Source organism: Candidatus Zixiibacteriota bacterium (assembly GCA_040753875.1).
Classification (GTDB): domain Bacteria; phylum Zixibacteria; class MSB-5A5; order GN15; family FEB-12; genus DATKJY01.
Genome location: JBFMDV010000005.1, coordinates 414,461 through 427,648 on the forward strand (window position 1 = coordinate 414,461; position 13,188 = coordinate 427,648).

A 13,188-nucleotide genomic window follows, 5' to 3' on the forward strand; every position below is an offset into this window, starting at 1 on the left:
GGGTTATTTCACCAGCATCATTTTGCGGGTCTGTTCGCCCAGCGCGCCGGTCAGTCGATAGAAGTAGACGCCGCTGGCGACCGACTGGCCGCCATCATTCTCGCCCATCCAGACGATATGGTGCTCGCCTGCGGCGAGACTGCCAGAGACCAGCGTGCGGACTCGCTCGCCCAAGAGGTTGAACACCTCGAGCCGTATGTCGCTCGCTTTCGGCAGAGCAAATGAGATGGTTGTAGAAGGATTGAAGGGATTGGGATAATTCTGATGTAGACTAAAGCTCTCCGGAACATTTGCGTCATCATCCACCGCGGTCGGGATTCCCATTCGCTGTTCGGCTCGAACCGCGGCGGTCACCAACTCGTTCACAGCCATGCCACCAACCAGCGCAATGGCGATCTCTACCGAATCTCCAACCGGGATGGTGTACGGACCAAAACTGACAGCGATCATGCGATCCCCAATAACGGAAGCATCTACCGAATTGACAGCCGAAGCGATCAGGTCGTATTTCTCCTGGCTTTTCAACCCAACCTTGCCCGCACTGTTCGACAATGCCGTGAACGTGGCCCCCTCACTCAAAGCCACGATACCGACCATCGGTCCGATGTCGCTGTACTGATAGATCATACCGAGCGACGAATTCAACTGCACCTGGTCAGACTGCCCGCTGATGTCAAAATCGGCCAGAAAGCCAAAATGCATTTCCGTCATAGTCTGCAACGTGCGGTTGACCAGATGGTATTTGAGAATGACATAGCCGGACTCGTCCGCTGTGCCGTAGTGCATCGATTCCTGGCTTACAGTAATCGGAATGGCGATCTTGGCTCTGCTGTCGGCGAATTGGCAGCTCGTGTGCACGCCCCCGTCGACCGGGTCGATATATTGAGTCAGCGATTCGACGGGCGCGAATGCCGAGGGACCGTAGCAGCCAAGCGAATCCCGTACCGAACCGGCCAGTTGCAGGCTGTTCCGTCCAACGATGATCCCGGCCTCGTACAAAAGGTTGGCGCTCCCGTTGACCCGGAACCCCTGCCCTTCCAGGTTGTAGATGGAGCCGGGGGCCAGACCGTACTGGGCAAAGTCCGAAACCGAAAAGTCGACAGTACCGGTGGTGAGCGGCGCCACATGTCCCGGCGCAGGGAAACCGGCGGTCAGGTCAAACGTCAAACTGTCGAGCAATACGCCGTTGGAATCGGCGAACGTTACAATCATGGGAATCGAAGCGCCGTTCACGAGCGATGAATCAAGGGTCAACCGAAATGGGTCGGTGTTGAGCGCAGTGCTGCCGCCGCTTCCAAAAAGAAACTGCGCCGTCCCTTTGGTGATGGTGATTTGTCCGGTCGATTGCACGCCAAGAGTGCCGTTCACTTTAGATACGTTGCCTGCGGTCTCGGCCACCATGAGTTGCAGCTCGATCGCCTCCCCGGGAGAGGCAACGCCGTCGCCCGAGATCAATCTTCCCAGAAGCGTGAACCGGGTCTGGCCTGGCTGCGGCAGCAGCGCCAGAAGACGGGTAGCATCGACCAGCCCATGCCCATAGGCGTTGTCATCCCCCGCCGGACCCAGATCGTCGGCGGCCTGCAGAAGGGCATACTTGATCTGATCCACTGTGGCATCAGGGTTGTATTCCCGACAGAGGAGTACGAGGCCCGCAATGAACGGTGCCGCCATGGAAGTACCGCTCATGTAGGCATAGGTGCCGCCGCGTGTCGACGACCTTATGGCCACACCGGGGGCGACCAGTTCCGGCTTCAACTGCGTGCTGTCACATGATGACGGTCCGCGACTTGAAAACGTTGCGACCACTTTGCTTATGTCAATGGCACCAACGGAGAATGAATTCACCGGCGAACTGGACCGATCGGCAGGGCTGCGTACGGTCTTGGGATTGGGCCCCTCGTTGCCACAGGCGAAGATTGTGACGATCCCGGCCGCCTCGACATTGTCTATCACCTGTGCGAAAGTCTCATCGCAGGGTTCAAACAGGCCGGTCGGGATCCCCCAACTGTTCAGTATGACATCCGGAACATCATCGGTGGTGGCGGTGTCGCCATCGGGATTCAGCGCCCACTGGAACGCCTCGATAATGTCGCCGATCGTGACATTGAGGGGTCTCCCCTGGTCAATGACACCGGCCGTGATCCACTCGGCCCCGGGCGCCACACCGAACGAGTCAGAGGCGGTCGAGCCGACCATGATCCCCATCGTGTGCGTGCCGTGTCCCGCCTTATCGTACGGGATCGTGTCCGGAGCAACTTTGGAGAACCAGCTAGCGCGCAAGTCGGCGTGAGTGCCGCGCCACTTGGAAGCAAGGGCCGGGTGGGTGCTCTCTACGCCGGTGTCAAAAGAGCAGACCAGACGTCCGTTGCCGCGAATGCCAAGACGCCAGAGCTCCGGCACTTTCAGAAGCGTCAGTTCACTCGAGACCGAGGTGCTGATAGCCGGTGCAGCCTTTATATCGACAGGAGCATCGAAGTCGAGGGTGACATTCGGTATCACCAGACGGATTCCCGGCAAAGCTGCCAGGTCAGCGAGTTTCGCAACGGGCAGAGAAGTTTCTATGGCAGGCGCGATCCAGAATCGCCGGGTCTGACCGACGGCATTGATATCCAGAAAATGCATCACACGGCTATCGCTCGAAGATGGGGATGCCGAAGACAACGAGCTAATGACCGTCTTGATCCTCGTCGCTCTGGTCTGATTCGGACTCGCGGCAATTGCGCTCAACGCGTTCGAGCGCGATTCGGATTCGAGGAAGATGACAACGGTGACAATGCTGTCCGGCGAGGTGGGGTTGTCGATTACGACGTTCAGCGCAGGAGCGAGTTTGGGAGACCCGGCGGCTAAACTATGAGTCAGACCTACTGTGATAGCAAGTATCGAGGAGGCGACGATAGCAAGGCGTGAGGTTCCTGTCTTCATTACCGCTCCTGAGCTTCAGTTCCTCTGTCTTTCGAGCAAAGGTCATGCCGCTGCCCGTTTGAGGTACAGGTATGCAATATGATGCACGACGCTTGGAAGCTCCGGGGATAAGATACTCGTGTCCAACCGGTTAGCCAACAAGTATTTTTTCGTAAGGATTTGGTGGTGTGCAGGAATTATCCCATAGGTGCGCAAACAGGACGCACTCCCTCCTGCATCCAAGCTCCTTATGCTGCAAGTTTTTACAGGTAGCGGGTCGGGCCGGCGGCTGACTATATTCGTGACATGCTACAGATCGTCCGGGAAGCTGTCTCTCGAAATCGTACTGTCATCATCGTTCTCGCGATCGCGGCCCTCTTGCGACTCCTTTATCTTTGGCAGTATTCCTCATTACCGGACTGGGAACATCTCACTGTCGATAACAACTATCATCTCCACTGGGCGCAATCGATAGCAGACGGCAATCTGGCTGGCGACACCACGTATTTTCGCGCCCCCTTCTATGTCTATTGCCTGGCGCTGGTGATCTGGTTATGCGGTGCATCGTTGTGGACCATGCGAATATTTGGCATCGGTGTCGGAATCGCCTCGGTGCTGGTCACCTATCTGATCGGAAAACGGCTATTCGACCGTCGAGCCGGTTTAGTAGCGGCGGGGCTTCAGGCGTTTTACCCGATGCTCATATATCACGAAGGGGAGTTGCTGCTTGATTCGCTCTTCACACTTCTATTCCAGATCGCTCTGTTCCGGTTCCTTATTTGGCTGGATACGGTCCGACCCCGCGACTTGCTGCTGGTTGGCCTTGCGATCGGCCTTGGCGCCATCACCCGACCCACCATATTCGCGATCCTGCCGGTGATCGTGACAGCAATACTCGTGTCCGGAAAACAATGGCGGCGTGTGATGTGGAACGCGCTCCTCTTCGGAGTCGGGATCCTGGCGTTCGTCGGCCCGATCTTCATAAGGAATCTCATCGTGGCCGAAGACCCGGTCTTGATCTCTTCACAAGGGGGGATCAACTTGTTTATCGGCAATAATGAGATTGCCGACGGTGTCTCGGCGGTCCTTCCGGAGCCGTACGGCTTCAACTGGAGAATAGCTGACATCACGCACGTCGCAGAATCGGCTCGGGGACGGGAATTGAAACCCAGCGAAGTCTCCGCCTATTGGACAAATCGGGCAATTGACTGGATACGCTCGCACCCAACGGCTTTCGTCGAATTGTACCTGCGAAAACTGTATTTCTTTTTCGGACCGCGCGAACTCTCCAACAATCGGGACACCGAGGGATTCTCCCTCCAAATACCGATACTGCGGTATAACCCGCTGACATTTTCTCTTGTTCTGTCGGTCGCACTCATTGGACTGTTTGGACTCGTCCGATGGCATCGGTCGATACGCTGGCTGGTGGCGACAGTTGTGACAGTGGCATTCCTGTCCTCACTGTTTTTTGTCAACAGCCGTTTTCGCCTGCCGGTAGTTCCCCTCATACTGTGCCTCGCGGGCGGCACGCTTGTCGCCCTGACCGAACTGATGTGGAATGAGCCCAAGAAAGGTCTTCGCTGGCTCGGTGGGATGATCCTGGCAGCCGCGCTGCTGAACCATCAGTGGCTCGAACTTCGACCCGGACTCAACATTCAGCCGGCGGTTTCCGAGGGGCTCTTCCTCTACAATACGCAGAACTACCGAGGCGCCTTGAGGATCAATCAACGAGCACTGGCGGTTGATTCTACATTTACGGACCTGAATTTGAATGTTGGAGCCTGTTATCTCCGGTTGGGGCAGACAGATTCGGCCCGCTACTACTTCCAACGCGAGATACGTTTTCACCCGGATCGCTCCAAGGCGTACGTCAATATGGCGTCACTTTCTCTCGTGGGCGGACAAGCTGCCGAGGGTTCGAGAGAAATCACCAGAGCGCTGGAGCTGAGACCATACGACCTCACAGCCAACCTGATACTGGTGCGCTTTTCGGCGGCCGATTCGAACCTCTCAAGTGACAGCTTGTTGCGAGTTGCGGAACTCGCAGCGCACCGTACCAGGCAGCCGACCCAGGTATTCAATGAGGCGGCCGGCGAAATGCTCAGCCGTCGAAGCTTCGCCCTGGCGGAGATGCTGGCCACGAAGGCACTCAACGGCTCACCGCCGCCGATCGAAACCGACGATGCCGCTTTTGACCAGGTGTTTATCAATAGCGCGGATAATGTGAAACGCGAGAAAGCACGCAGCTACTTCATGCTCGGATCGCTGGCCGGCGCGAAGAGACTGTTCGCCCAGGCTATCAGGTACAACCGTTTGGCGCTGGAGGGAGACAGCGGACTGGCGCAGGCCTATTACAATCTGGCGCTGGCCTACAACGCCGCCGGCGACACGCTCCGTGCTGATTCGGTACGCCTGGTTGCTCGGAAGCGGTTCCTCAATCCACTAAAGGACTTCCCCAAAGCTCCGGCAATCAGCGAATAAGAAAACGGGATCGACTTGCGTCGACCCCGTCCCAAATCACCGATCACCTGTGCGCGTCGCGCGCTGCCGAGATCAGAAATCGCTCGGGTGTTGGTGGCGCCAGGCTGCCTGCTCGCGCATCTGCTGCTGGCGCGCCTCGAAATTGCGACGGACATCATCGACTGACATCTGTATCGCCGCGCCCGGATATCTGGTGGCAGTCGGCGGTGCCTGCAGATATTCGTCAAATAACCAGTTGAGAACCGAGTCGATGACGACTTGCATCGCGATTGTGTCCATGGCCAGCGGCGTGAAGTTGAAATGCACCGTTCGGAAAAGCCCGGCATCAAGTCGGTGCGCCACCGGTGTACCGTCGAACGTGAACAGGTCGCCGAGGAAGTGCCCGCGCGAACCGAAACGGGACTTGTACAGGAACATCGGCTCCGTTCCGAAGGACCGTGATGTCCAGTCAACCTCAGGGAGTGAGGCTATGGTGTCACGCCACGCCAGCGCACCACCGATCACGGGTGTCCAATATATCCGTCGATGGAGCAACGTGGTGTCGATGGACAGGTCGGGCCACTTGTTAGTCTGCAGACTGTATGCTCCCACAAAGTCCTCGATGCGTGTCTGAGGGGGCGTCGGATAGAACAGATTCTGGATGGCCATAGGAAGCCACCCGGAGTATATCATAGTCTGCACTCCGAAATATCGTTGGTACTGGGCGTCAACAGGCGGATTTTGCGGCAGGGCCGCAGCCATATAGTCCGGCTTGGAATCAATCGGCGTTCTCATGGTCAGCCACGCGTTGACTCCTGCGTCAATCGCCGTGTAGATGACTTCGCCCATCTCCGAGGCTGAAACACCGGTGGAGATCCCTGACTTGGTAACGTTGTCGTTGTAGAGAATCAGCAACTTGTACCTGAGCACCTGCTGCAAGTCGATCCGGTCGCTCTGACCGTTCGGATACAGGTAGTCCTTGGCCTTGGAATAGTCGATACTCGGGTTCCATTTGCGAATAACATTTGCCCAGTAGTTACGAGCAGTATCAACGGTAGTGTCACGGGAGTTGAGTATGCCTCTGACCGGAGCATTATAGCGAGCTCCTATGGAGAGTTTGGTGAAGTCGATGACCAGTACATCGCGCTCGAACTTTGGATCCAGCACGTACAATATCTGATACGAAGGCGCCAGATCCTCCACTGAAGCATCGTCCCGACAAGTCACCCAGAATACAAAGGTTTCCTCACGAGTTTCGGCGCTTGGGGCATCTTTGAAGACATTGAAAAACGAGTCCCGGGTAGTAGTCAACCAGCCCGGTGAGCTGTCCACCACTTTGTAGAAGGGCGAACTCGTGAATGCAGGGTCGTCGACCGTGAGAATGCTGTCCAGCCGGCCATACGGGCTTTCCTTGGTAACGGTGTCGACTAAGAGAGTGTCGCACGTGATAACGACGTTCGGGGGCACAAATGTCGTATCACAGCGGAAGATCGTGTCGTTGTTACCGACGAAATATACCTGGGCGTCGGTAGAGACGAATATCTTCTTCACGAACTGAGCCCGGAGTTGATCCAGCTCATCGCTGCTTGACGCCGTATCATACGCATACGGGCCAAAGAATTTCCAGCGGAACTCAAAGGGCGGCGCATCCGACGGATAATCGATCAAGTCCTCACCGCGCCAACCGATTCTGACGCCGGTTATGGCCCCTCCGGGAAACACCGAGTTGATAAACGGGTCGTTGATAGTAGTTCCCTGCAACACGCTCACAAATGCTTGCGGTGGGTTGTCATTGCGGAACATCATCTTCCACACAAATGCCGAGCCGGCCCCCAGATCGTCGATCGCCTGCAGAAAGATGTACTGCTGCACGTATTGACGAACCGGGTCGCTCAGATCGGCGGACATCTTCACGGTATTGGCGGTCTTGGGTTCCTCAACGGTGACAGTCAAATAAACGAACTTCGAACTGTCATATCCGGGAAGAGAGTCGCGGGCGAATTCCTCGGGCGTTCGGCCGTTCAATTCCGTAACCGTCCTGACGATATACCGAAACACCTTCACTTGCCCATCGGCATCCGTGCCGAACCAATATACGACCGGATTTCGGGACGTGCTGACACCATCCGGCGGCACATTGACAAACTGTACGACCGGCGGCTGATTTTGGAACCGGGTTCCGGATACCCGGTCGGAGCAACTGGTCGCGACCAACGCGTACACGGCGACCGTCGCCAGAATGAACCCGACAAGTATGAGGCGGGCCGTCGAAGAACTCATTGTATTTCTCATGCTCTATTTCTCCCCTCCACTCAAAAACTCAAGGCCATGCTGAACCGGTGTACCTCTGTCAGAATGCCGAAATCCTGATAGGCGTAGTCAAACCGGAGTTCGCTCTCTTTGCCGTACGGAACCCGTACACCGCCGCCGAACGTAAAACCGTCGACATCATAGTTGAACCGGCTGCCGCCGCGGAGGACGAAACGGTCCTTGAAGGTATATTCGATTCCGGCGTTGTATTTCTCGAGGTTGTCCGATGGGTGAGCCCCCTCGGCGGCGAAGGTCACCAGATGATTGAGATTCTCAACCACATTGATGGACGCGCCGAATTTGAAATTGATCGGGAGCGGATATGCTTTTTCTATGAGTTTCAGGTCCGGTCCGAAGTTAGTGATCACCATGGCAATCTTGAACCCGCGGAAACCGGTGTCGTAGTTGGTGCCGACATCGGCAGACCAGCCGTGGTCGGTATACTCATAGAAGCGCTCGCTCACGTATTTGACGTTCACACCGATGGAGAAGCGGTCGGTGAGATACCGTCCGTACCCCAGCGAGAGGGCGTAATCTTCGGCTGAGAATTGCTGCCCGGACGACTGCTGGTGTGAATATGTCGTTATGTTCATATAGCCGCTCGAGAGGTAGTGGAAGCCGACCCCGACAACTCCGCCCACGGCCTCGAGCGGGACAGCCGCGGCCGCGAAACCGTAGTTTATATCGGCAGGCAGTTTCACATAGGTGGCCATGGCCTCACGACCCAGAAGCTGGGTAAGGCCGGCCGGATTGTAGTATACAGCAGAAGCATCGTTCGCCACTGCCGTAAACGCCTCCGCCATTCCCATGGCCCGTGCCGACACGCCCAATTCAAGGAACTGGGCGCCGGTAGTGCCCACTTTGGCCTGCGCCAGTATCGAACCCGGCGTCAGCGCAACCAGCCCGATCAACAACAGCCCGATCGCCGCCAGCGACAGCTGCCCTTGTCGACCCAACCGGTTCCCTATCGGAGTCCTATTTCTCATCGCTTTCGCATCCTTATATCGCTAAAACAACACTACTCTTCGCTTACAGGTTGACATCGATACCAAGACGCACCTGGCGCCCGTAACCCCAGTTGTAAGGGTTCTGGTCATAGTCGGTGCCGCCGAACACGACTCGGTTGAAATTCTGCTGCGTATCGGCTCGACCGGTGCTCGTATACACCGACGCGACGTTTCGCGAATTGAACAGATTCTCAACCCAGACGATGAACGAATAGTCCAACCCGACCAGCTTGAAGCCCTTTTGGAATCGGACGTCGAACACCGCCGTCGCCGGCAGACGCAGCGAATTGGTCTCGATATCTTCACCCGTCTCGGTGGAAATGTTCGGGTACGCCGTGGTCGGCGTGAACGGCCTTCCGCTCTCAATGACTGACTCCACGGACAACGACCATCCGTTCGAGATCGGCAGACCAAACAGCCTTGGTTTGACCGTGTTGGGGATATAGATCTGAATGGCCGCCTTCAGCGAATGCCGTATATCGTTGTCCAACGCCGCTTCTGACAACGGCGTACGTGACAGCAGGAATTCGCTCAGATAGTTCTCATTGGTCTGCGATGCTTTGCCGAAAGCAAACGCATAGGTGTAGGAAAGCTGGCCATTGACATACCCGCCGCCCCGCTTCTCTAAGGTCACCTCTACGCCGCGGCTACGCCCATAGTCGGAGTTGCGGTACTGCTGGCGGGTGAGACCGCCGACGCGCACCTGGGCCGAGTTGATCTTGTCGAACTCGTCCTTGAAATAACCCGAGAAGTCCACCGAGTAGTTCTCAGTCATGGCGTATTTCACGCCGAACGAGTACTGAATGGTCTTCTGATAATCCAGATTGTAATTGCCCACGATGGAGTTCTGGTCAACCGAAGCGGTATTACGGGCATACATTCGGGAATACTCCGGCAACTGAAAGAAGTGGCCATAGTTGAAGTGAACCTTGGCCTTGTCTGAGATCGGGTACGAAAAACCGATTCGCGGAGACCATTTGTGACGGTCACCGAGGATGATACCCGAACCCAGGTCGTCATTCGTGGCCACGTCGATGAGCTGCTTGGTGTCCTGGAGGAAGAAATCGAAGCGAAGTCCTAGTGATGCGATCATCGACCCGTACTCGATCTTGTCGCGGAAATAGACCGTCCCGCTCCACGGATTGTAGCTGAAGAAATCGCGGAATGCCCCGCGGTCGGGATAGGCGGCGTTGTCCGGACGTCCGGTGTAAGTGAGATACGGGCGCAGGATATCCTCATAGGTAAACGTCTCACGGTTCACGGCAGCGCCCACCTTCAACTCGTGCGGCCCCTGCAGCCGGAAGATCTTTATCTCCCCGCGCGTAGTGCTGGTGTGACTCCGTGTCCAGCGTGCCTCTTCGTCGTAACTGCCGGGATCAAGAAACGTCGACGTGCCACCGTAGTCGTATTTCCCGTTGCCGTTTATATCCGTGAATCTCTCACCAACGTCGTACTGGCTGTTCGGACGATCGTAGATGCCGTTGCCGTTACGGTCTTCGTACGGAATGCCGGGCTCCCAATCGCTGTCGGGCCCATCGTGGACGCCGTTGTAGTTATAATCCTGGTTGACGGCCGGATTCGAACTCCTGGTGAAGATATCGATGCCTCGATCGTAGATGCCGTTCTGGTTGATATCAGTGAACGGCTCGCCAATGATGGAATCACCGTCGATATACGGCTCCGGATTCTTATTGTTGATCAGCGAGATCCGGTTCCCGTCCAGCACCCCATTGCCATTCTTGTCCTGAAGGAAATCCCCCTGGTCCCACACACCGTTGCCGTTAATATCGATAAACGGCTCCCCCTCGAGACTATCGAGATAACCGTTATTGTTGAAACGGAAGCGGGTTCCTTCACCGGTTCCACCCTGAATATTTTCTTCGGTCTGAAATTCTCCGAAGGTATATGCCGGACCGTTGAAATCGGTGCCATACACGGCCGAATCCGGGAAGAGATTGATCAGCGGCTCGGGCGCATCATACACACCATTGTTATTCCGGTCCGTGTAACTTTCCCACTCGTAATCGAACGTGAACTGATCGGGATCGAGCCCCACGCCCGGGTGGTTGGGGTCGGCCGGTTTGCGCGTGAACTTCTTGTCGTAGTATGAGACAACCATCTCATAGTTGGTGTTCTTATTGATGGACTGCGAGACCTCCGCGGAAAGAGAATACCACTTGTCCCAGAACAGCGGCGCTGTATTGGGGGAGTAACGATACTCCCACTGGTCTACCGTGAAGTACTTACCCCGGTAATCGGAGTTCTTATACGAGAGAATGACATTCAAGCTCGGTTTCGGACGGAACTTGACATTGGCCGTCCAATAGTACCGGTTGCGCAGCCGCTCGGGCACATCGATGCCGAGCAAACTGTAGTACCCTAGGTTGCGTTCGGTGATGGGCGTATCATACGACTCGTATTGATAGATACCGTCATCCTTGTCCATCTCAAAATACAAGTAATAGGTGAACTCCTTATCGGCGAGGAAATTCAGTCCGAGCGCGGGGAGGATCCTACTCTTGAGGATCGGGTCCGGACCGGAAACCGAAAACCGGGCGTAATCGTAATTCCGCGAATATTTGTTCAGGCTGGCATTCCCCAGATCATCGGTCAGATACTGCATGTTGACGCGAGTATTGTCCTTACTCCCGGTCTGCGTGGTAACTTTGACGATCCCCGAAAGCGCATTACCGTACTCCGGGTCGAAACCGTCCTTGATGATTTGAATCTCCTGAATCGATCCCGACACCAATGACAAGTTTGCGCCGATACCGCCCCCCCCCAGCGGGTCACCGATCGGGACACCGTCGACAATGTAGGACACTTCACCGGCGCGGCCACCGCGAATGTACACTTTGCCCGACGCATCCGTCTGCACACCCGCCACCTGCTTGAGCAGATTGTCGACGGTCTGCACCGGTCGGGTCTTGATCTCCTGCTGAGTGATGGTCGCCTGGTTCGAGGTCACGAACTTGTCAATGATCTCCGTCTTGGCGGTCACCGTAATGGTCTTATCCAACTCAGTGACTGCTTTTGGCACAGCGATCAGCTGCTGCGTGGTCAGGTCGGCCTGAACCTTGACATCGACGATCTCCATCTTCTGATACGACACACTGGAGACGACCAGCGTGTAGGTTCCCGGCTCGACCCGGGAGATGGTGAAATTGCCGTCCGGATCCGTCATCGCCCCCATCGTGGTCCCTTTGATGATGACCGAAGCACCCGGCAAGGCTTCCTTGGTATCCTTGTCTCGGACCGTCCCTTTTATCTGCCCGGTCCCGGCAGCGAACAGTGCCGGCGCGAGTAACGCCAGACACACTGTAACAAGTACGAGGGTCAATGCGCGTCCCGTTGCGATGCCACGCATATGCTCAAACCTCCTCAACGCTATCATCACAAACTTACATTCCACACAACTGCAGACTCATGCCAAGTCTGCACGGCAGGCAGCTAGGAGGCAGGTGGCGAAGAACGCGAAACGCAGGGACAAAGAACAGTGAGGAGAACTTTGCCTGTGATCGACCGCCAAAGCCGACTAATCTACCCAACCCTCTCATTCACCAACACTTACCGGCCCTTGCCCTATTCGGCTGCGCCGGATTGAACCGCAAGATAGACCGCCTGCGACGGCCAAGTCAAGCGATTTTTTCCCAGCGTCAGCCTCTAACCGTCTATGCTATAGACTATTGAAGCCGGGATTCTGTTTAAGAGTTTCACGCTGTTCGAGGGGATTTTTTCGCAGATGACCAGCCATCTTCGCAACCTCGGCAAGGTCGGTGCCGGCGAGGGTACCGAGCCGCATTTGAACACCGAAGCGCTCCGCAAACGAATGCGCGAAATGTTCGGCGTACACATCAAAGCCGCCGGAGTCAACTGGTTGTGGCACCGTGCCTTCGCACTGCTCGCTAAGCATCAGAGCGGGATGTCGCGCGACCCCACGAAGCTTGATCGATCCATGCTGTAACAGCTGTTCACCGGTGCGACGCTGTGCGGAAGCAACGATCTTCTGTTCTCCCCTCATAAGCTCGTATCGGGCAGCCGAGGCAAAGCATGGTGCCTTGTGGAAGAACTCGGGCCGGCTGTTCTGCCGGTGTGAGGTGCGAACATAGTCTGCGGCCACTCCCTCCCATTCCAGGAAACTGCGTAACGCTTCGGCTATGATCGCCGAAGCCCTCGAGCCAGAGACTGCCGCGCCCGAGCCGCTGAGGTCCATAGCAATGGCATACGTCAGTTCCGACGGATCATGGTATAGCGCGCGGCCGCCGGTGATACGCCGAATGACCGGCGTTGTCCCGATCCTGGTGAAATCGAGTGCCGTATCCTGCCGTTGGTTGTACCCAAAGGTGATGGCTCCTTCGCGCCAGGTGTAAAGGCGAAGAAGAATTGTGAGCGGGGACCGTGCCGATCGGGTCATCAGCCACTCATCGAACGCCATGTTGAAATACGGATCAGCAGCGAAATGCTGAAAGAACAGGAGGCTCGTCATGGAAGAAGGGGGTATAGCGGG

Annotated in this window: 6 protein-coding genes; 1 reads left to right on the plus strand and 5 read right to left on the minus strand. The window is 56.3% G+C overall.

The window, feature by feature from the left end; genetic code table 11:
- Positions 1-3 precede the first annotated feature (3 nt).
- The gene (locus AB1644_03385; protein MEW6050089.1) at positions 4-2,922 is read right to left on the minus strand and encodes a S8 family serine peptidase; all 2,919 of its coding nucleotides are present in this window, start codon (positions 2,920-2,922) and stop codon (positions 4-6) included.
- A gap of 285 nt (positions 2,923-3,207) precedes the next feature.
- Here AB1644_03385 and AB1644_03390 point away from each other — a divergent pair, with 285 nt between their 5' ends.
- Positions 3,208-5,385: a glycosyltransferase family 39 protein gene (locus AB1644_03390; GenBank protein ID MEW6050090.1), complete on the plus strand. Its 2,178-nt coding sequence runs from the start codon at positions 3,208-3,210 to the stop codon at positions 5,383-5,385.
- A 72-nt stretch (positions 5,386-5,457) separates the two neighbouring features.
- On the opposite strand, the gene AB1644_03395 is transcribed toward AB1644_03390, so the two are convergent.
- The 4 genes from AB1644_03395 to AB1644_03410 all read right to left on the minus strand — a co-directional run bounded on the left by AB1644_03395 (position 5,458) and on the right by AB1644_03410 (position 13,167).
- Positions 5,458-7,656: a hypothetical protein gene (locus AB1644_03395; GenBank protein MEW6050091.1), complete on the minus strand. Its 2,199-nt coding sequence runs from the start codon at positions 7,654-7,656 to the stop codon at positions 5,458-5,460.
- A gap of 20 nt (positions 7,657-7,676) precedes the next feature.
- Complete coding sequence (locus AB1644_03400; protein ID MEW6050092.1) at positions 7,677-8,660, minus strand: PorV/PorQ family protein; 984 nt, start codon at positions 8,658-8,660, stop codon at positions 7,677-7,679.
- A gap of 43 nt (positions 8,661-8,703) precedes the next feature.
- Entirely contained in the window at positions 8,704-12,048 is a 3,345-nt protein-coding gene (locus AB1644_03405; protein ID MEW6050093.1) for a TonB-dependent receptor, read from the minus strand.
- Positions 12,049-12,357: 309 nt separating this feature from the next.
- Complete coding sequence (locus AB1644_03410; protein ID MEW6050094.1) at positions 12,358-13,167, minus strand: hypothetical protein; 810 nt, start codon at positions 13,165-13,167, stop codon at positions 12,358-12,360.
- Positions 13,168-13,188 lie beyond the last annotated feature (21 nt).